Origin of the sequence: Methylorubrum sp. SL192, assembly GCF_026672325.1 — a bacterium.
Classification (GTDB): Bacteria; Pseudomonadota; Alphaproteobacteria; order Rhizobiales; family Beijerinckiaceae; genus Methylobacterium; species Methylobacterium extorquens.
Genome location: NZ_JAPPQV010000003.1, coordinates 669,170 through 688,590, shown reverse-complemented (window position 1 = coordinate 688,590; position 19,421 = coordinate 669,170). Strand labels below are relative to the sequence as shown.

General features: G+C 69.9%; 19 protein-coding genes. 9 read left to right on the top strand and 10 right to left on the bottom strand.

Going from position 1 to position 19,421, the window contains the following annotated elements; genetic code table 11:
- Positions 1 to 11: 11 nt before the first annotated feature.
- Together OVA30_RS04040 and chpT are read right to left on the bottom strand one after the other, a co-directional pair.
- Positions 12 to 2,762, bottom strand: a complete 2,751-nt coding sequence (locus tag OVA30_RS04040) for a hybrid sensor histidine kinase/response regulator (protein WP_268174686.1) — start codon at positions 2,760 to 2,762, stop codon at positions 12 to 14.
- Between the two features lie 177 nt (positions 2,763 to 2,939).
- A complete protein-coding gene (gene chpT / locus OVA30_RS04035; RefSeq protein ID WP_012253137.1) occupies positions 2,940 to 3,680 on the bottom strand; it encodes a histidine phosphotransferase ChpT in 741 nt (246 codons plus the stop codon).
- 361 nt (positions 3,681 to 4,041) lie between these two features.
- Between chpT and OVA30_RS04030 the strand changes: the two genes are divergently transcribed.
- Entirely contained in the window at positions 4,042 to 4,965 is a 924-nt protein-coding gene (locus tag OVA30_RS04030) for a 3'(2'),5'-bisphosphate nucleotidase CysQ family protein (RefSeq protein WP_268174685.1), read from the top strand.
- 216 nt (positions 4,966 to 5,181) lie between these two features.
- On the opposite strand, the gene OVA30_RS04025 is transcribed toward OVA30_RS04030, so the two are convergent.
- The 3 genes from OVA30_RS04025 to OVA30_RS04015 all read right to left on the bottom strand — a co-directional run bounded on the left by OVA30_RS04025 (position 5,182) and on the right by OVA30_RS04015 (position 7,406).
- Positions 5,182 to 5,868, bottom strand: a complete 687-nt coding sequence (locus OVA30_RS04025; RefSeq protein ID WP_012253135.1) for a carbonic anhydrase — start codon at positions 5,866 to 5,868, stop codon at positions 5,182 to 5,184.
- A gap of 225 nt (positions 5,869 to 6,093) precedes the next feature.
- Positions 6,094 to 6,627 carry an NUDIX hydrolase gene (locus OVA30_RS04020; RefSeq protein WP_253394989.1) on the bottom strand — a complete coding sequence of 178 codons (534 nt, stop codon included), beginning with the start codon at positions 6,625 to 6,627 and terminating at the stop codon, positions 6,094 to 6,096.
- The gene (locus OVA30_RS04015) at positions 6,624 to 7,406 is read right to left on the bottom strand and encodes a DUF429 domain-containing protein (protein ID WP_268174684.1); all 783 of its coding nucleotides are present in this window, start codon (positions 7,404 to 7,406) and stop codon (positions 6,624 to 6,626) included. Before OVA30_RS04015 ends, OVA30_RS04020 begins: the two co-directional genes overlap by 4 nt.
- Positions 7,407 to 7,502: 96 nt before the next feature.
- On the opposite strand from OVA30_RS04015, the gene dut reads away from it, so the two are divergent.
- The 3 genes from dut (at position 7,503) to OVA30_RS04000 (ending at position 9,258) form a co-directional block, all read left to right on the top strand.
- Positions 7,503 to 8,009, top strand: a complete 507-nt coding sequence (dut, locus tag OVA30_RS04010; protein ID WP_012253133.1) for a dUTP diphosphatase — start codon at positions 7,503 to 7,505, stop codon at positions 8,007 to 8,009.
- A gap of 202 nt (positions 8,010 to 8,211) precedes the next feature.
- Positions 8,212 to 8,412 (top strand): hypothetical protein, encoded by a 201-nt coding sequence (locus tag OVA30_RS04005; protein ID WP_003605412.1) that lies wholly within the window; start codon positions 8,212 to 8,214, stop codon positions 8,410 to 8,412.
- Between the two features lie 222 nt (positions 8,413 to 8,634).
- A complete protein-coding gene (locus OVA30_RS04000; RefSeq protein ID WP_012253132.1) occupies positions 8,635 to 9,258 on the top strand; it encodes a TetR/AcrR family transcriptional regulator in 624 nt (207 codons plus the stop codon).
- 19 nt (positions 9,259 to 9,277) lie between these two features.
- On the opposite strand, the gene OVA30_RS03995 is transcribed toward OVA30_RS04000, so the two are convergent.
- Both OVA30_RS03995 and pyrF read right to left on the bottom strand, forming a co-directional pair.
- Entirely contained in the window at positions 9,278 to 9,622 is a 345-nt protein-coding gene (locus OVA30_RS03995; protein ID WP_003605408.1) for a DUF1330 domain-containing protein, read from the bottom strand.
- 2 nt (positions 9,623 to 9,624) lie between these two features.
- The gene (gene pyrF, locus OVA30_RS03990) at positions 9,625 to 10,323 is read right to left on the bottom strand and encodes an orotidine-5'-phosphate decarboxylase (RefSeq protein ID WP_268174683.1); all 699 of its coding nucleotides are present in this window, start codon (positions 10,321 to 10,323) and stop codon (positions 9,625 to 9,627) included.
- Between the two features lie 324 nt (positions 10,324 to 10,647).
- On the opposite strand from pyrF, the gene OVA30_RS03985 reads away from it, so the two are divergent.
- Positions 10,648 to 12,174: an alginate export family protein gene (locus tag OVA30_RS03985; protein ID WP_253394976.1), complete on the top strand. Its 1,527-nt coding sequence runs from the start codon at positions 10,648 to 10,650 to the stop codon at positions 12,172 to 12,174.
- Between the two features lie 112 nt (positions 12,175 to 12,286).
- Here the strand turns inward: OVA30_RS03985 and OVA30_RS03980 are convergent, their stop codons facing one another.
- The 3 genes from OVA30_RS03980 to OVA30_RS03970 form a co-directional block, all read right to left on the bottom strand.
- On the bottom strand, positions 12,287 to 12,925 hold the full coding sequence (locus OVA30_RS03980) for a uracil-DNA glycosylase family protein (RefSeq protein ID WP_268177453.1): 639 nt from the start codon (positions 12,923 to 12,925) through the stop codon (positions 12,287 to 12,289).
- An 81-nt stretch (positions 12,926 to 13,006) separates the two neighbouring features.
- Positions 13,007 to 13,297: a type II toxin-antitoxin system RelE/ParE family toxin gene (locus OVA30_RS03975; protein WP_056507173.1), complete on the bottom strand. Its 291-nt coding sequence runs from the start codon at positions 13,295 to 13,297 to the stop codon at positions 13,007 to 13,009.
- Positions 13,294 to 13,542 (bottom strand): type II toxin-antitoxin system ParD family antitoxin, encoded by a 249-nt coding sequence (locus tag OVA30_RS03970; RefSeq protein WP_012253127.1) that lies wholly within the window; start codon positions 13,540 to 13,542, stop codon positions 13,294 to 13,296. Before OVA30_RS03970 ends, OVA30_RS03975 begins: the two co-directional genes overlap by 4 nt.
- Before the next feature lie 133 nt (positions 13,543 to 13,675).
- Between OVA30_RS03970 and zwf the strand changes: the two genes are divergently transcribed.
- The 4 genes from zwf (at position 13,676) to OVA30_RS03950 (ending at position 19,418) form a co-directional block, all read left to right on the top strand.
- Positions 13,676 to 15,178, top strand: coding sequence for a glucose-6-phosphate dehydrogenase (gene zwf, locus OVA30_RS03965; protein WP_268174682.1), 1,503 nt, complete (start codon positions 13,676 to 13,678; stop codon positions 15,176 to 15,178).
- 195 nt (positions 15,179 to 15,373) lie between these two features.
- The gene (locus OVA30_RS03960; protein ID WP_268174681.1) at positions 15,374 to 16,738 is read left to right on the top strand and encodes an SWIM zinc finger family protein; all 1,365 of its coding nucleotides are present in this window, start codon (positions 15,374 to 15,376) and stop codon (positions 16,736 to 16,738) included.
- Complete coding sequence (locus OVA30_RS03955; protein ID WP_268174680.1) at positions 16,738 to 18,321, top strand: DUF5691 domain-containing protein; 1,584 nt, start codon at positions 16,738 to 16,740, stop codon at positions 18,319 to 18,321. Before OVA30_RS03960 ends, OVA30_RS03955 begins: the two co-directional genes overlap by 1 nt.
- A complete protein-coding gene (locus tag OVA30_RS03950) occupies positions 18,318 to 19,418 on the top strand; it encodes an ATP-binding protein (protein ID WP_268174679.1) in 1,101 nt (366 codons plus the stop codon). The genes OVA30_RS03955 and OVA30_RS03950 overlap by 4 nt, the downstream gene beginning before the upstream one ends.
- Positions 19,419 to 19,421 lie beyond the last annotated feature (3 nt).

Below are 19,421 nucleotides of genomic sequence, written 5' to 3'. Positions count from 1 at the left end.
CCGTTCGTGGTTCAGGCAGCGGCGCGGGCGTCGGCCGCCTGGGCGGCTTCGCCAATCTCGGCGAGCGCCGCGAGCAGGCCGCTGCGGTCGAACTTCGCGACGAGATCGCTGATCGCGAGGCGCCGCGCCTGTTCGATGGCGTCGGGGGCGACCGTGCCGGTGAGCGCGATCACCGGCATCTCGGCCAGCCGCCCGCCGCTCTTGCGCATGGCGGCGACGAGGTCGAAGCCGCTGCGGCCGGGCATGTCGAGATCGCTGACCACGAGGTCGAGGCCGGCGCTCCCCTTGAGCAGACCGAGTGCCTCCTCGGCGGAGGACGCGGTCGTCACGCTGTAGCCCGCCGCCTTGAGGACGGGGGTGAGCATGTCGCGGAAGAAGGCCGAGTCGTCCACGAGCAGGAGCGAGGGCGCCTTGACCACCGTCTTGCGCGGGCCCCGCGCCCAGTCGTCGTAGGCGAGCGGCAGGAAGTGGGCGATGTTGATGATGTCGGTCGCCCGACCCCGCAGAACCGCCGAGCCGATGAGGTCGGAGCGGTCGGCCGAGATCTCGATGTCGAGGCGCTCCTCGACGATGTCGACGATCTCGTCCACGACGAGGCCCATCGCCCGGTCGCCATCCGAGAACACGACCAGCGCCTGGTTGCCTTCCGAGCGGATCGGAACCGAGGGATCGGCCGGCACCAGCGGCATCAGGCGGCCGCGGTACTGGATCAGCGGACGACCGCCGAGATGCTCGATCTTCGAGGCGTCGATCTCCTCGAGCCGGGTGACGAGCGAGAGCGGCACCGCCTTGAAGCCGCCGGCGCCCCCCTTGAACACGAGGAGCGTCGCCTTGGCGTCGCCGGCCTCGACCTCGTCGGACTCGGTCTCCGTCGCCGCGCCGGACTGCGCGCTCTGGCCCACCAGCTTGGCGACGCCGTTGGGATCGACGATCAGCACCACGGCGCCGTCGCCGAGGATCGTGTTGCCGGCAAAGAGCGGGATGTGCCGCAGCTTCGACGACATCGGCTTCACGACGATCTCTTCCGTGTGGAAGACCTCGTCCACCAGCACGCCGAAGCGCTGCCGGCCGACCTGGGCCACCACCACGAAGCCGGACTCGACGACCTCGCCCTCCTCGACGGTCGCCTGCCCGCGCATCAGCCCGTTGAGGGTGACGATCGGCAGGAGCCGCTCGCGCAGGCGCAGCACCGGGGCGCCGTGAATGCGCTCGATCGAGTTCGCGCTGGTGTTGTCACCCTTGGGATCGACCCGCACCAGTTCGAGCACCGCGATCTGCGGAACGGCGTAGCGCTGCGCGCCGGCCTTGACGATCAGCGCCGAGACGATGGCGAGCGTCAGCGGGATCTTGATGGTGAAGGTGGTGCCCTTGCCGAGTTCGGTGGCGATGTCGACCACGCCGCCGATGGTCTCGATGTTGGTCTTGACCACGTCCATGCCGACGCCGCGGCCGGAGACCGAGGTGATCGCCTTGGCGGTGGAGAAGCCGGCGTGGAAGATGAACTTCGCGACCTGCGCGTCGGTCATCCGCTCGATGTCGGCGGCGGGTGCGAAGTTGCGCTCGATCGCCTTCTTGCGGATCGCAGCGAGGTCGAGGCCCTTGCCGTCGTCGGCGATCTCGATCGTGATCGTGCCGCCCTCGTGGTAGGCGGAGAGGCGGATCGAGCCGCGGGCGGGCTTGCCAGCCTTGAGGCGCTCGTTGGTGGACTCGATGCCGTGATCGGCCGAGTTGCGCACCATGTGGGTGAGCGGGTCCTTGATGACGTCGAGCACCTGGCGGTCGAGTTCGGTCTCGGCGCCCGACATCACGAGGTCGATGCCCTTGCCGAGTTCGGCCGAGAGGTCGCGCACGACGCGGGGCAGCTTCTGCCACGCATTGCCGATCGGCTGCATGCGCGTCTTCATCACGCCTTCCTGCAGCTCGGCCGTGACGTGGCTGAGGCGCTGGAGCGGAACCTTGTAGCCGGAATCCTCGTGGCGGCGGGCGATCTCGAGGAGCTGGTTGCGGGTCAGCACCAGTTCCGAGACCATCGTCATCAGGTGTTCGATGGTGTCGACGTTCACGCGGATCGTCTGCACCTTGGCAGCCACGGCGCTCTCACCGCCCTCGGCGGCGGGAGATGAAGCAGCCGGGGCCGCAGGGCGCTCCGGAGCCTGGACGGCGGCCGCGGGCTCGGGCGCGCTGTCGAACGCGGGCTCGCCGGCATCGAAGACGTGGGCCGGGGCATCCATGGCGGGCGCGGCGGCAAAATCGTCGGGGCCGGGGGCTTCCATGAAAGCCCGTTCGAGATCGTCCAGCGAGACTTCGCCGGGCTTGAGCTCGCGCTCGACGATCGGCGGCAGCTCGGGAAGCGGCGGCGGGGGCGGGGCTGCTGCGGCGGCAGGCGATTCGTCGGAGGCCATCTTCTCCAGGGCCCCGATCAGGTCGTCGTCGGTGCCGGCCGGCTCGGAGCCGGTGGCTTCCAAGTCGCCGAGGATCGCCTTGAGCCGGTCGAGGGTGGCCAGGATCAGCGTGACCGAGGCGCCGCTGACGGGATAGCCGTCGCGGAAGCGTCCCATCAGGGTCTCAGCGGCGTGCGCCAGTGCTTCGAGGCGCGGCAGGCCGAGAAACCCGCACGTCCCCTTGATGGTGTGGACGAGCCGGAAGATGTTGCGCAAGATCTGCTGGTTATTGGGGTCCTGTTCGAAACGGACCAGCTCCGCATCGACGGTGTCCAGATGCTCGGCGCTCTCGACCAGAAACTCGCGAAGCAGATCGTCCATGGGGGGTACTCGTCTACGCGCACAAAGGGACGTGCGACGAGCACTCTCACCTGGGAAAGTTATTGAAGCGTTGAGGGCGGGGCCGACTTCACAATTGTTTTGAGAAGACGGCTGCAAGAATTTGCGCGAACCGGCCCCGGCCTGCTTTCCCGCGGGATCGTTGCGGGGTCGGCCGCGTCAGGCAAGCTGCGTGTCCGGCGGGGCGCTGTCGGAGGGGCGCTCGTCCTCGATGCTGGGGGCGGGCGCGCCGGGCAGCCCGACCGCCGCCTCGGTCGGCGTGGCGGTGACCGTCACCTCGTCGCCCTCGATGGTGAAGCGCACGTCCATCGCCGCCGCGCGGGCGACGAGGCCGGCATAGAATGGCAGGATGCCGTGGGCATCGACGGTGCCGCCCTCGGGCGTGCCGGCGATCAGCCCCTCGACATGGGGCGGGATGCGGGCATGGCTGCCCTTGGCGCGCAGGACGAAGCGCGGGGCGTCGCCGCCGCCGGTCACCGCCACGTCGATCAGGCCGCCGCGCGGGATCGCGCTCGACGCGATCACCACGAGGTTGAGCAGCAGCTTGACCTTGTTCTTCGGAAACAACGCCTGAGGCGCGCTCCAGGCGATCTGCGTCTTCTCGTCGGCGAACATGGCCTTCGAGACCTTCTCGGCATCGGCCAGATCGATCGAGGCACCGGCCGAGCCCGCCGCGCCGAAGGCGATACGGGCGAACTGGATCCGGGCCGAGGCGGTGCGCGCGCTCTTGCGGATCAGCTCGAGGGCGAATTCGCGCATCGAGGGGTCATCGTCGTCCTCCAGCACTTCGAGACCGTTCACGATCGCGCCGATCGGGCTGATCACGTCGTGGCACACGCGCGAGCACAGCAGCGCCGAGAGATCGAGGGCGTCGAGGGTGAGGCTGCTGTTACCGCTCATGGCGCGCTCCGTTCCCGGTTGTCGAAACCGGCTGTCGTGAAGTGGTGTCGTCGATCGCGGAGGTGGCCTGCCCCTCGGATGCGGCGGACACCGGATAGGGCCAAGCGAATAGTCACCGGCGGCCGCTTTGGAAAGCCGGCGACATCAATCCGTCCGGCTCGCCGGTCCCGCGCGACGGCGCCACGGCAGATCGTCGATCCCTCTTGCGAGGCTCATGGCTCGGTGAAGGCCGCCGCGACGGCACAGATGTCCCCAATTCGCCGCAACCGGCGGTCATGGGGACCGGATCACGCGGGCTTGCGCACCGGATTTGCTCAGACTTCGGATCGACAAGCCCGGTTCCGTCATTGAAGACATTACGATGACCGCCCCCGCTCCCATTCTGGCCGATCCGCCGGCGTCTCTGACGGCTCCCGTTCCGGCCGCGATGCGGGACACCATTGCGGAGCAGCTGGCCGGAATCGCCTGCGAGGCCGGGCGCATTCTGCGGGGGTATCACGGCAGCGACTGCCCGCACGTCATCAAACCGGACGGCTCGCCAGCCAGCCTCGCCGACACCCGCTCCGAAGAGCTGATCGTCGCGGCCCTGAGACGGGCTTTCCCCGGCATCCCGGTGATCGCCGAGGAGACTTCCGGCACCGCGCAGCCCGCACCCTTGTTCTTCCTCGTCGATCCACTCGACGGCACCCGCGACTTCCTGGCCGGCAGCGAACAATACTGCGTCAATATCGGCCTCATTCAGGGAGACCGCCCGATCGCCGCCGCTTTGGCGGCGCCGGGGCTCGGCCGGGTCTGGGCGGCGGGCACCACCGCCCGCGAGGCGCCGATCCGCGAGGGGCGGCCGGGCGCGTTCCGGCCGGTGGGCGTGCGCGCGGCCCCCGCCGACGGTCTCGTCGCCCTCGTCAGCCGCCTGCACGGCGACAGCGACACCGATGCCTGCCTGGACCGGCTGCCGATCGCCGAGCGGCGGGTCACATCCTCGGCGCTCAAGTTCTGCCTGATCGCGGCGGGCGAGGCGGATCTCTACGTGCGCTGCGTCCCCACCATGGAGTGGGACACGGCGGCCGGCGACCACGTGCTGACCATGGCCGGCGGGCGCGTCGTCGGGCCCGACGGCGCCACGATCACCTACGGCCATCATGCCCGCTTCTACCGCAACGGCCCCTTCGCGGCGCTGGCCTCGGCGGCCTATCGCGACGCCCTCACCCTGCCGCAGCAGAGCGCCGTGTCCTATTTCGACCGGCGCCGCGCGGGGGCGGCGGTTGAGGCCGCCGGGCAGGAATAGCGATCGAACGCCGTGCCCGCAGAGAGCACGGTTAGGCTGGCTCGGCCCGACGAGACGGCCCACTCCGAAAGAGCGGACCGCCACGTCCAGGCTTGCCTTAACCCCATACCCCTCAGACGCGCCTCATGAGGTGTCCGATCTCGGCCCGCCGGGCAGACCTTGTGCCGGCAGACGAGACCGGTGGCGACGGCCGCCGAGGACCTCACCCAGTCAGTTTTAAGCCGCGGTGCAGCCGATCAGGGCGGACGCCGCGAGCGACTGGCCGTCGCGGGAGACCACGGATTCGAACTCGCCGGTGTTCGGGTTGCGGATGCGCAGCTCACCCGTCTCGATGCCGAAATGCGCGCCGTGCAGGTGCAGCTTGCCCGCTTCGACCGCCTCGCGGATGAAGTCGAAGGTCATCAGGTTTTCGAGGCTCTGCCCGATCATCGTGTATTCGAGGCGGGTGAGGTAGCCCTCCTTGTCCTTGCTGTCGCCGGCCTCGGCGAGCTTCTTCGTCGCCGGCTGGACCAGCGAGACCCAGCTGCCGATGAAGTTGCCCGAGGAGAGCGGCTCGGCACCGAAACCGGCCGCCTTGATGCCGCCGCAGGTGGCGTGGCCGAGCACGACGATGTGCTTCACCTTCAAGGCCTGCACCGCGAACTCGATCGCCGAAGAGGTGCCGTGATAGGCGCCGTCGGGCTGGGAGGGCGGCACGATGTTGGCCACGTTGCGGATCGTGAAGATCTGGCCCGGGCCCGTATTGAAGATCACCTCGGGGGCGACGCGGCTGTCGCAGCAGCCGATCAGCAGGACTTCAGGCTCCTGGCCTTCCTTGCCGAGCATCTCGTATTTGCGCCGCTCGTTCGGCAGCCGCTCGCCGAGGAAGCTGCGGTAACCGTCGGTCAGAACCTGAGGAAACATGGGCGGTTGTCCTTTCATCGTTGCTGAATTGGTGACGCGCATACCAAACGGTCTGACCCGCCGAATCCATCCCCTCCGGCGGATGCGCTTGCGCACATGGCGTGCGGCCGATGGCGCCGGCGAAGGCCGGGGCGTCGATCCCCGATGCCGGCCGGACAAGCGCGCGCGGCCTCCGCGCATCGGCACGCTCGCCGCACGGGCGGTTGGCATGCCGTGAGAGGAAGCTCAAGCGTCCCGCCAAGTCAGGCGGACGGGCTGGTCCGGAACGTCGCCGGCGGCGATTCGTTGCGCCAGCTTGGCCAGTCCCGCGGGCTCTACACGCTCGGCGGAAGCCGCGAGTTCATCGAGCGGCCACCATCGGGTGCCGCGGACGGGATTGTCCTCGGTCTCGGCGAGCCGGCTGGTATCGACACGGTCGCTCGCGAGCCGGACCACGAAGTAGCGCTCGCGGGCATGACGCGGCTTGCGGAACAGGTGGAACGGGCCGTCGCAGACGGCGACGCAGGGTCCGAGCTCCACCTCAGCGACGCCGATCTCCTCCGAGAGTTCGCGCCGGCAGGCCTCCTCGTGGCTCTCGCCCGGCTCCAGCCCGCCGCCGGGCATGAACCAGAAGCCGCGGGCATCGGGATCGGTTGGATCGATCGGGCGCACCGCCTCGTACTCGATCAGGAGAAGGCGGTTTGAAGGATCGAAGACCAGGGCGCGGGCGATGTCGCGGGTCGGCAGATCCGTGTCGGGGTGATCGGTCACGGGGCTCAACTCCTCATGGCAAGGCGCACCGATTGCGGCGCAGGAAGGGGCGCGGAAAGGGGTGCAGGCGCCCAGATCACGATCGGCAGGCCATAGCTGTCGCGCTCGATCGCCTTGGGAAGCGGCTCGGCGCGGCCCCCGATGATGTCGCAGGCGACGACGAGGGCGGCCATGGCGTCGAGATGGTCGTCGGCAGCGACACCCGGAGGCGGCGGCGAACCGACCATCGCCGCGGGCAGCCCGGCGGCGATCAGGAGGGCCCGGCGCGCGGCAAGACCCTCGGCACGGGCCGGGCCCTTCTTGCCGGCCCCGAGACGCCGCTCGCCATTGAGGCGGAAGAAGGCGACCTCCGGATGCACCTCGTGCAGGCGCGTCACGAGATCGGATCGCGCGCGCAGGAGTTCGTCGGCTTCCCGCACATAGCGCAGGATGTTCCAGCACTGGATCGAGGGCGCGAAGGGCGGCTCCGAATGCGCCCGCGACAAGGCCTTCGCCTCGTCGTAGCTCCCGGCATAGACCGCCGCGCGGGGCGGCACCGGGAAGACGCTGGAACGCCCCGCCCCGAGAAACGCCCGCGCGGCCCGGTCGGCCGAGCGTCCCCCGCTCACCCGGTCGGGCAGGCCGATCGGCACGTCGATGCCGACGCAGACCGGAGCCTCCGGCCCGTCGAGCAGGTCGATCACCCGCGGGAAGCGGGCGCAGCGCCAGCGCGCCGGATCGTCGAGATCGATCAGGGCGCCCGCCCAGGACCCACGGCACCCGTCCAGCCCCGCCATCCAGCGTGCCATCCGCTCACCCCGATTGCTCCCGGCCCCCGATTGCCCCATGCCGCCGCTTCGGAGAAAGCTTTTCCGCAGTCTCACCCGGACGTCGAGAAGTCCCCTTTGTCACAATCCCCTTCGAAGGTCGGCCTTCACATCCTCGATCCGCGGCTTGCCGGATGGGGCTTCCCCCGCTGGGGCAGCATTGCGGCCGCGGGGCTCGATCTGCATGCCTGCCTCGACGCCCCCCTGGTGCTGGAGCCGCAGGCGCCGCCCGCGCTGATCCCGGCCGGCTTCTCGCTGCGGATCGGTGAGTCCGACTGGTGCGGACTGGTCTTCGCCCGCTCCGGCCTCGGGCACCGAGAGGGCTTGGTGCTCGGCAACGGCACCGGGGTGATCGATGCCGATTACGAGGGCCCGCTCCTGATCTCCGCCTGGAACCGCAACCCGCCCGGCAGCGGTGCGGCGATCCGTATCGAGCCGGGGGAGCGCATCGCGCAGCTCGTCTTCACCCGCGTCCTGCGGCCGGATTTCGAGATCTGCGACGGCGCGCCGGAGCCGAACGGGCCAGGGGGAGGGGGGCAAGGGAGCAGGGGACAGGGCGGCTTCGGCTCGACCGGCCGGCGCTGAAAGCCGGCTCAATCACGGGAACCCACCCCGCCGACGATCTTCGGCGAACTTCAGTACAAGCTTGGCCATTCGAAGCACTTCCCATCGTCCGGACCAGCTTGCCATCGTCCGGGCAAGCTTGTTCGAGGGAAACGGCGCCGGAACGATTGAACTCTTTTGTCAGTATGCCGTTGGATCTCCGCATCCACCTGCGAGACAAACCATGGCCGCCCCCCACGACATCCTCGGTTTCTTCGAGCACCGCACCGACGGCGCCTGGATCTGTGTGAAACCGTTCACGCTCAACACCCGATCGACCCAGGTCGATATCCGGCGCGGGATGCGGTTCGAGTACGGTCGGCGCGTCGGCGGTCTCGACCTGGCCGAGTATCTCGAACAGCTCGGCTCGCAATTCGGCTCCTGACGGTTCGCTTCAGGACCTGAACGCATTCCGCCGGCTCCCGGCCCTGCGTCAGAATCGGCGCGGGCCGGCATCCTGCGAGCGGCCGGTCCATATTTTCAGCGTTCTTTCATCGGCTAAGTGCTTGTGTGTGGAACGGCTTGCACAACTTCCGCTTTGAGGACCGGATCACCGGACTCGCACGTTTTCCAAGCAGCCGGAGTCGAAGCTTAGGTACTGACAACGATGCCCGCCGCCACGGCTCAGATTCTTCCGTCGTCCAGCGAAGCCGCGCCGACGACGCGTGACCGGATCGTGGAGGCGGCGGCCCGGTCGTTCCAAGACATCGGCTATCAAAAGACCACGGTCGCCGACATCGCCCGCACCCTCAAAATGAGTCCGGCCAACGTCTATCGCTTCTTCGAATCGAAGAAGGCGATCAACGAGGCGGTGGTCGAGCAAGTGACCGCTGAGATCGAGGCGATGATCGTCGCGATCGCCGATGCGCCGAAGCTCGACGCGCCCGAGCGGCTCACCCGGATCGTCACCGCGCTCCACGACGATTGCCGCCGCCGCTTCGAGGCGCATCCGCGCGTCCACGAAATGGTCGAAGCGGCGATGAGCGAGAGCTGGGGCGTCTGCCAAGCGCATCTCGATCGCATCGGCGCGGTGCTGGCGCGGGTGGTGGCCGACGGCGTGCGTGAGGGTGTTTTCACCGTCGCCGATCCGAAGAGCGCGGCGGCCTGCCTCCAGGCCGGGATCACCCGCTACTGCCACCCGATGCTGGTGGGGCGCCAGCCCAACACGATCCAGCCGCCGCTGCCGGTGATGATCGCTTTCCTGCTCGGCGCCCTGCGGTCGGGCGGCTGAACCCGCCCGGTGCGAGGATCTACTCCGACGCGGTGCCCGGCATCGGCGAGGGCTCGGAGACGACGGGCTGCGGTCCGTCATACCCTTCGATCACCAGGATGTCGGCCTCGGCACCGCCCTTCTGCAGGGCGCGGGCGGATTGGTAGAGGTCGGAATTCCAGCAGGCGAGGGCGTCGTCGTAGCTCGGGAACTCGACGATGACGTTGCGCGCCCGCGCCTGCCCCGCCACGGCTTCGAAGGCGCCGCCGCGCACGAGGAATCGCCCGCCGAACCGGGCGAAGGCGGCGCCGTTGGCGGCCGCATAGGCCTTGTAGGCCTCCGCGTCGCTCACATCGACCCGCACGATCCAGAAGCCCTTGGCCATGTCTAAGCGTCCTTCATCTCGGCAACGATTCTCTGCGCGACGGCACGGGGGTCGTCGGCTCCGGTGATCGGGCGTCCGACCACCACGTGGTCGATGCCCGCCGCCCGCGCCTGCCCCGGCGTCATCACCCGCTTCTGGTCGCCGGCCTCCGCGCCCGCCGGGCGGATGCCGGGCGTCACGATCAGCCCCGACGGGCCGATCCGGTGGCGCACCGCTCCGGCTTCGGCCGCCGAGCACACGATCCCGTCGATGCCGATCTCAGCCGCCTGCTCCGCGCGGCGCGCCACGAGTTCGGCGACGGGAAGCGCGTAGCCGGCTTCGGCCGCGTCGGCGTCATCGTAGGAGGTCAGCACGGTGACGGCGAGGATCTTCAGGCCCGGCCCCCGCCCGCGCACGGCCGCGCGCATGGTCTGCGGATAGGCGTGCACCGTCAGAAAGGTCGCCCCCAGGGCCGAGGCCGAGCGCACCCCCTCCTCGACGGTGTTGCCGATGTCGTGGAGCTTGAGATCGAGAAAGGTCTTCTTGCCGCTCTTCGCCAGCCGCGCGGCGAAATCGAGCCCGCCGGCATAGGCCAGCCGGTAGCCGATCTTGTAGAAGGTCGCCGCGTCGCCGATGCGCGCGACGAGCCGCTCCGCCGCCTCCACGTCGGGTAGGTCGAGGGCGACGATCAGGCGGTCGCGAGGGTCGGCACTCTCCGGCATCGGGCTCTCGTTACGTGGATGGAAGCGCGCCGGCAGCGATCCTCCCAAGGAGGGCCGCCTGTCAACGCCGTATCTCTTGTGGGGCGAGACGCCGCTGCAACCGCTGCGCGATGCCGCCGCCGTGAAATTCAGCCGGTGTGGCGGATTAAATATCCTTCCTTCTCGTAGATTGGACATGAGAGATTGTTCTCGGCTTTTTGCTGTCTATGCACGAGGAACTCCTCTCGACTCCTGGAAAATTGGCATAATTTCCTGTTTTAACGCCAAGCTCTTACGAACATAATCCCGAACAATCCGACAAAAATTGAATATCGAGGGGTTCCTGTGTTCGGTATGTTCGAGGCTAGCCTGCAACGGGCTGACAGATCCGATGTGTTCGGAAGATGCGGCCGGGTGTTTCATGGGGGACGACAGTCCAGGCCTCGGCCCGTGACAGGCTTGGTCCGTCTCGCGGCGGCTCTGGGCAGCCTGATTCCGGTGGCGGCCTTCGCGCAGGTCGCGCCGGGCCAGACGCTGCAGCAGAAGCCGTACTTCGCCCTCTACGAGGCCCTGGGCAAGCCCGAGAACTGGAAGATCCAGGGCAGCTTCCGGCCGCGGGCCGAAGGGCTCGGCGGGCAGTTCCGCCCCGCCCCCGCGCCGGCCACCAACGACCTGTTCTCGATGCAGACCACCCTGTTTGCCGAGTACGACAGCGGCCCGGTCCGGTTCGGCGGCGAGATCTTCGACAGCCGGGCCTATTTCCAGCGCCGGAACTCGAACTCCATCGCCACCACCGAGGTGAACGCGTTCGAACTCGGCCAGGCCTATCTCGGCTTCGACATGGCGGATGCCGCGGGCCTTGGCACCGTGAGCACGCTCACCGTCGGGCGCTTCACGCAGAATGTCGGCTCGCGCCGCCTGATCGCCCGCAACCAGTTCCGCAACACCATCAACGCCTTCACCGGCATCGCCTACGATTGGGAGAATGCGGCCAAGGACCGGCTGCGCCTGTTCTACACCCTGCCGCATTACCGCCTGCCCGACGACCGCGCCGGCATCCTCAGCAACAGCGTCGAATGGGATCACGAGGGCCTCGACACCCAGCTCTTCGGCGGCATCTTCACCAAGGCGGGCGTGCTCGGCGGCATCCTGGAGGCCTACGGCTACGGGCTGCTCGAACGCGATTCCGGCTCGCAGCTCGAAGGCATCCAGACCCGCGACCGGCGCCTGTTCACGCCGGGCTTCCGGCTCTACCGCGTGCCCAAGCCGGGGCAGTTCGACCACGAACTCGAAATGGTCGGTCAGCTCGGCGTCGCGCGCAACACCGCCGCCATCACCGACGTGACCGACGTGCCCGTGTCGGCCTACTTCGTGCACGCCGAGGCCGGCTACACCTTCAAGACCGCCTGGGCGCCCCGGATCTCGCTCCACTACGACCATGCCAGCGGCGACAGCGCCAACCCCAACAGCTACACCCGCTTCGACACGCTCTACGGCGCGCGGCGCTTCGATTACGGCCCGACGAGCCTCTACGGCGCCGTGCAGCGGGCGAACCTGATCTCGCCGGGCATCCGGTTCGAGGTCGCGCCGGACCCCGATTGGGACGCCTTCATCGACTACCGCAGCCTCTGGCTCGAAAACCCGACCGACAGCTTCGCCGCCACCGGCGTGCGCGACCGGACCGGCCGCTCCGGCAGCTTCGCCGGCCACCAGATCGAGGGGCGGGTGCGCTACTGGCTGGTGCCGCGCTCGATCGTGCTCGACAGCGGCGTCGCCTACCTCCTCAAGGGCGATGTGCTGCGCAACGCGCCGAATGCGCCGAATACCGGCGACACGATCTACGGCTACATGACGACGACGTTCTTCTTCTGAGCGCATTCCGACGAAGTGGTCGCCGGTTCGTCGAAAGAATGCGCGACAAAAGAAAGACCAAGAGCCGCAACCGGCCTGATGCCGTCAGGGCGGTTGCGGCCTTGAACGATCCTCACCCCGCCTCTGCCTGCATCGCCCGCGCGACCTCGGCCCGCAGCACCGGCAGCAGCTCCGCCTCGAACCATGGATTCGTGCGGAGCCAGCCGTTGTTGCGCCAGGAGGGGTGGGGCAGCGGCAGCACCCGCGGTCGCGCCGAGGCGTCGAGGATCGTGCGCCAGCGGGCGACCGTCTCGGTGAGGCCGCCCGGACGCGGCCCGAGATGCCAGGCTTGGGCGTATTGGCCGATCACCAGGATCAGATCGAGCTGCGGCAGCCCGGCGAGGAGGTCGGCCCGCCAGGTCGGCGCGCATTCCCGCCGTGGCGGCCGGTCGCCGCCCTTGGCGTCGAGGCCGGGAAAGCAGGCGCCCATCGGCAGGATCGCCACCCGCCTGGGATCGTAGAAGGCCGCCTCGTCGAGCCCGAGCCAGTAGCGCAGGCGCCGGCCCGACGGATCGCTGAACGGGATGCCGCTGCGATGCGCCCGGTTGCCCGGCGCCTGACTCGCGATCAGCAGCCGCGCGGTGGCCGAGCCCTGCACCACCGGCCGCGGCTCGTGCGGCAGGGGCGCGCCGTAGAGGGGCGCGTCGCGGCAGAGCCGGCAGGCGCGCAGGCGGGCGGCGGTGTCTTCGAAGTTTTCAGGAGCGGCGGACATCGCCGCGGAAATGGGGTGGATCATCCGGCGGCGCGATGCGGCACCGCGCCCGAGGCCCATCGATCCCGTCGCGATGCGATCTCAAAGATGGCGTTTGAAATCCATCCGCCCGTGAAGGATGCGGATGACCTCGATGCCGCCCTCGGCGCCCAGGCGGTAGAATAGGACGTGCGATCCGACGGAGAGGCGGAAATACCCCTTGCGGATCTCATCGGCCCTTAGACCCCGAGCCGGATCCTCCGCCAATCGGTCGAAGCCTCCGGCTAGAAGGCGGATGTAGCGGTCGGCCTGATCCGCTCCCCAGCGCTCGGCCGAATCGTCCCAGATCCGGCTGAGATCCGCGCGCGCCCTCGGCGAGAGGCGGACGCTCATCCTCGGATCGCGCCCGCACGCTTCTCCCGGAGAAAGGCCTCCGTATCGAAGAGCTCGGGCGGGCCGCTCTCCTCCCCCTCGATCAGCGCGGCCCGGAGCGTGTCGAGTGCGGCCTCCTGCTCCTCAAGGAGACGAAGCCCGGCCCGGACCACTTCGCTGGCGGAGCCGTAACGTCCCCCCTCGACCTGGCGGTCGATGAACTGCGCAAAGTGCTCGCCGAGCGAGACGGACGTGTTTCGCGGCATCGATCCCTCCGGCCGGCAAGATGTACCCGATCTTGGTATTCCGCAATCCTGGCCGGACGCGTCGCGTCCGCACAAGCTTGGCACGAATCGCGCTGGCCCTACCTCACCCTGTGCGCGCAAGTTCGGCGCGCCGATGGAGGCCCGCTTGGCAGGATCGCGCACGTCACGGCTGGGGGCGGGCGTGGGCCCGAAATATCCGCAGGTCGTCGTCCTCGTCGGCGCCACCGGCGACCTCGCCCAGCGAAAACTCCTGCCCGGCCTGTTCCACTTGTTCAGTGCCGGCTTCATCCCCGACTTGCGCATCGTCGGCGTGTCGCTGGACGATATCGGCGTCGAGGCGTTCCGCGAACATGCGCACAAGGCGATCGACCGGTTCTTCACCCGTCATGCCGGGGACGGGGAGTGGGCGGCCTTCGCCGAGCGGCTCGACTATGTGTCGCTCTCGGCCGGCGCCGAGGCGCTCGCCGCGGCGGTGGCCCGCGCCGAGGCGGGTCTCGCTCAGGCGCATCCCGGCCAGGAGAGCCGGCGGCTGCACTATCTCAGCGTGCCGCCCGCCGCGGCGCTCACCGTGGTGCGCCTGCTCGCCGAGGCGGGTCTGGCCGCGGGCTCGCGCATCGTCATGGAGAAGCCGTTCGGCACCGATCTGGAGAGTGCGGTGGCGCTCAACGACCGGCTGCACGAGGTCTTCTCCGAGGACCAGATCTTCCGCATCGACCACTTCCTCGGCAAGGAGCCGGCGCAGAACATCCTGGCCTTCCGCTTCGCCAACGGCCTGTTCGAGCCGATCTGGAACCGCACCTTCATCGACCACGTGCAGATCGACGTGCCGGAGACGCTGGGCCTAGGCACCCGCGCGGCCTTCTACGAGGCGACCGGCGCCTATCGCGACATGGTGGTGACCCACCTGTTCCAGATCCTCGGCTTCATGGCGATGGAGCCGCCGACCTCGCTCGAACCCGGCCCGATCTCGGAAGAGAAGAACAAGGTGTTCCGCTCGATGCTCCCGCTCGACCCGCGCGAGGTGGTGCGCGGGCAATATGCCGGCTACCGGGACGAGCCCGGCGTCGATCCGCAATCGGAAACCGAGACCTTCATCGCCCTCAAGTGCCGCATCGACAACTGGCGCTGGGCCGGGGTGCCGTTCTTCCTGCGCACCGGCAAGCGGCTGGCGGAGGGGCAGCGCATCATCTCGATCGCCTTCCGCGAGCCGCCCAAAAGCATGTTCCCGGTCAATTCGGGGGTCGGCGCGCAGGGGCCCGACCACCTCACCTTCGATCTCGCCGACGCCTCGAAGATGTCGCTGTCCTTCTACGGCAAGCGGCCGGGGCCGGGGATGCGGCTCGACAAGCTCTCGCTCCAGTTCAACATGAAGGATACCGGCCTGATGGGCGAGGTGCTGGAGGCCTATGAGCGGCTGATCCTCGACGCCATGCGCGGCGACCACACCCTGTTCACCACAGCCGAGGGCATCGAGCGGCTGTGGGAGGTCTCGACGCCGCTCCTGGAGGCGCCGCCGCCGGTGCGGCTCTACGCGTTGGGCTCCTGGGGGCCGAAATCGATCCACCAGCTCGTGGCGCCGCAGGCGTGGCGCCTGCCCTTCGAGCGGGAATGGCGCAACACCGACGAGCAAGGCTGAGCGCCCCGCAGGCTATGATTCGTGCCCGGCGCGGTGAACTAGAATAATTCTTAGATTAGCCTCAGATCAGCCGTCGTAAAGAGGATTGCCGGCTTAGCGAAAAGCCGGATCGCAGGAAAACTTGCTCATCGAGCCGATCTGTCTAATCTGGTTGTCCAACGATTCGACTGACGGACATCCAGCCGCACGCGCCGCATGAGCCTGACGACTGCCCAGATCCTCGATCTCGCCCCTGACGCATCGAGCCGCAAGGCCGGGCAGGATCAGGCGAAACCGCAGAAATGGGCCGGCCTCGGCCGGGCGGGCACGGTGATCTGGGGCGAGATCAAGGGCAGCGGGGCGAGCCCCTACCGCACGGTCGCGGATCTCGCAGGACCGTCCTCGAAATGCACCTGCCCGAGCCGCAAGTTCCCGTGCAAGCACGGCCTCGGCCTGATGCTGGTCGATGCGAGCGCGCCGATCGCCGAGGGGGAGCCGCCGGACTGGGCCGCCGCCTGGATGAAGGGGCGCGAGAGCCGGGCCGCCGCGGCCGAGACCCGGGCGAAGGAACCCGCCAAGCCCGTCGACGAGCGGGCGCAGGCCAAGCGGCGTCAGGCCCGCGAGGACCGGGTCGCGGCCGCGCTCGACGAACTCGACCTCTGGCTGCGCGACCTGATGCGGCGCGGGCTCGCCGCCGCGCGGGGCGAACCCTACGCCTTCTGGGACCGCATGGCCGGGCGCCTCGTGGACGGGCAGGCGCCGGGCCTCGCCCGCCGGGTGCGCGCCCTGCCGGGGCTGATCGCGGCGCCTCAGGCCGGCGCGCCCCGGCCGGAAGCCGCGCTCGGCCTCGGCCTCGGCCGGCTCGCCCTGTTGCTCCGGGCCGCGCGCCGCCTCGATGCGCTGTCGCGCGAACAGGCGGCGGGCGTGCGCGCGGCGCTCGGCTACCCCGTCACCGCCGAGGAGATGGCGGCCCGGCCCGACCATGCCGACACCTGGGCGGTGCTGGCCCACGCGGTCGAGGAGGAGGACCGGCTGACCGCGCGCTCGGTCTGGCTCGTCGGCCGCGCCAGCGGCGCCCTGGCTCAGGTCATCGATTACGGAACCGCGGGCGCGCCCCTGCCGCCGGCACCGGCTGCCGGCCAGCATTTTTCCGGCGTGCTCGCCTTCCAGCCCGGCGACCCGCCGCTGCGGGCCGTGTTTCGTGAGGGCCAAGCCGGCCCGGCGGCCGAGGCGGCTTTGCCCGGCGCGACCAGCGTCGCGGTGGCGCGGGACGCCTTCGCCGATGCGCTGTCGCGCGCTCCCTGGCTCGAGCGCTGGCCGGTGCGGCTGGGGCGTGTGCGGCTCGGGCGCCTCGCCGCCGGCAGTGCGGCGGCCTTCGCGGCGGGCGACGAGACCGGCAGCCTTGCGCTGCGGGCCGAGCCGCGCCTGCCGAGCCTGCTCGCGGTGGCGGCGGGCCGCCCGGTCGATCTGTTCGGCCTCTACGACGGCTACGGCCTGAGCCCCCTTGCCCTGGTCGCGGAGGGCCGCCTCTACGCGATGCCGGCGCAGGATTCGCAGCCCGTCCTGCTGCAGGTGGCCTAATGGACGCGACCGAAACTGCCCCGGACGGTTGGGAGCCGACGCTCGCCGCCGCGCTGCTGGGCGCCGAGCGCGCCCCGCTTGGCGAGCCCTCAACGCTGACCGCCCTCGTCGCGGAGGCCGATCCCGGCGCCGCCCTGCTGGCGCGGCTCGCCGCCGAGGGCGCCCACCACCGCGCCGGCCTGGAACTCGGGCCGGAGGCGCTGACGCCGCTGGAGGAGCGCGGCCGCTTCGGTCCCGAATGCCCGCCCGCGGCCGCGACGCGGCTCTACGGCCTCCTCACCGAGGGCACCAGCGCGCGCAGCCGCGTCGAGGAATGGTTCGAACGCGCCGCCGCAACGGGCACGCGCCCGCCCGCTTGGCTGCTCCAGGCCTTGATGCTCCAGCGCAGCACCCTTCCCGCCGCGGCGCAGGCGGTCGTGGGCGCCGAACTCGACTGGCTCGCCCGCGCCTGCGGCGAGGCCCCGGCCGAAGGATCGGACGCGGCGGAGGCTTCGGACTGGACGGAAGGCACGGTGGCCGAGCGGCGCGCCGCTTTCGCGGCCTTCCGCGCCCGCGATCCGGAAGGCGCGCGCGCCGCCCTGGAGCCGCTCTTCCGCAAGGAGAAGGCCGACGCGCGCGAGGCCCTGGTCCACGCCCTGGCGACCGGCCTGTCGGCGGCCGACGAACCCTTTCTCGAGGCCTGCCTCGACGACCGCGCGAGCGGCGTGCGGCTGGCCGCGCAGCACCTGCTGCCGGGGCTTCCCGGCTCGCGCTATGCCGAGCGCATGGCGGCGCGCGTTCGGGCTGCGCTCAGCGTCGAGAGCAAGCGCAAGCTGCTCGGCGGCACCACGCACAATCTCGTCGTCACCCTGCCGGAGGAGAGCCCGGACCTCGCCCGTGACGGCGTCGAGGCCAACAGCTGGGAGCGGCGCGGCGGCGGTGCCCGCGCCGGCTTGCTGCGGGCGATCCTGGCACGCGCGCCGCTTCACGCCTTCGCCGCGCATCCGCCGCGGCTCTGGATCGAGCTCGCCTTGCGCAGCGAGTGGGCCGACCCGGTCTTCCACGGCCTGTTCTCAGCGGCCAAGCGCACGCTCGACCCGGCCTGGGCGGAGGCGATGGCCGACATCACGGCGGACGCCTACGAGGGCAAGGTCACCGGCGTCCGCCGCACCAACGAGGTTTTGGGGATGTGGGCGGAGGCACTCAATCTCCTGCCCGACGCCGAATGGGAGGCACGGGTCGCCGCTTTGATCCGCGCCCGCAAGATCGAGGTGGTGCTGGCCGTGCTGGGCCAAGGCCCGGAACACTTTTCCGAGTCCTTCAGCGCCGTTTTGCTCGATTGGCTCGCCTTCGTCACCCGCGGGTCGGACGCCCTGCGGCGCGATCTCGCCAAGCCCTGGGTGATCGCCCGCCTCGGCGACCGGCTCTGGCCGAGCGACGACAGCGCCGCCTCCGCCGCCGCCATCCTGGCGCGGCTGCCGGAGGGGGAGGGCGACCGCCTGCGCACGCAGCTCACGGGATTGACGGGCGTGCTGGAACTGCGCGCCGCGATCCGGCGCGACTTCCGACCGGAAACCACCATAGGGGGAACGGCTCAAGGATGACATCGACCCACGCCGTCAAGACCGCGCAGCTGCGCCAGGCCGCCGAGGATGCCTTCGCCGAGGAGATCGCCGCCTTGCGCGACTCCGACGACCGGCTGCGCCCGCCGAACTGGCAGATGTCGCCGCAGGCGGTCGTCACCTACCTGCTCGGCGGCAAACTGCCGTCGGGCTTCGAGGTCACCCCGAAATACATCGGCGACCGGCGCCTGATGGAGGTCGCGGTGGCCACGCTGGCCACCGATCGGGCGCTGCTGCTGCTCGGCGTGCCGGGCACCGCCAAGAGCTGGGTCAGCGAGCATCTGGCGGCGGCGATCTGCGGCACCTCGCGCCTGATCGTGCAGGGCACCGCCGGCACCAGCGAGGAGGCGATCCGCTACGGCTGGAACTACGCGCTGCTGCTGGCCAAGGGCCCGAGCCGCGAGGCGGTGGTGGCCTCGCCGATCATGCGGGCGATGAACGAGGGCCGCATCGCCCGCGTCGAGGAGCTGACCCGCATCCCCTCCGAGACGCAGGACAGCTTCATCACCGTCCTCTCGGAAAAGACCCTGCCGATCCCCGAGCTGAACGAGGAGGTCGCGGCGCAAAAAGGCTTCAACCTCATCGCCACGGCCAACAACCGGGACCGCGGCGTCAACGAATTGTCGAGCGCGCTCAAGCGCCGCTTCAACACCGTGGTGCTGCCGCCGCCCGCCACGATCGAGGCCGAGATCGCCATCGTCGAGACCCGCGTCGCCGCGCTCGGGCGTGCCTTCGAGATCCCGGCCGAGCCGCCGGGCGCCGAGCAGATCCGCCGCGTCGTCACGATTTTTCGCGAGCTGCGCGAGGGGGTGACGGCGGATGGCAAGAGCAAGGTGAAGCAGCCCTCGGGCACGCTCTCGACGGCCGAAGCCATCAGCGTCGTCGGCAGCGGGCTGGCACTCGCCGCGCATTTCGGCGATGGCCGCCTCTCGGCCCACGACCTCGTCTCGGGGATCAGTGGCGCCGTGGTGAAAGACCCGGTGCAGGACGCCATCGTCTGGCGCGAGTATCTCGAAACCGTGGTGAAGGAGCGCGACGGCTGGAAGGATTTCTATAAGGCCGCTCGCGCGAGCGCGTGACCC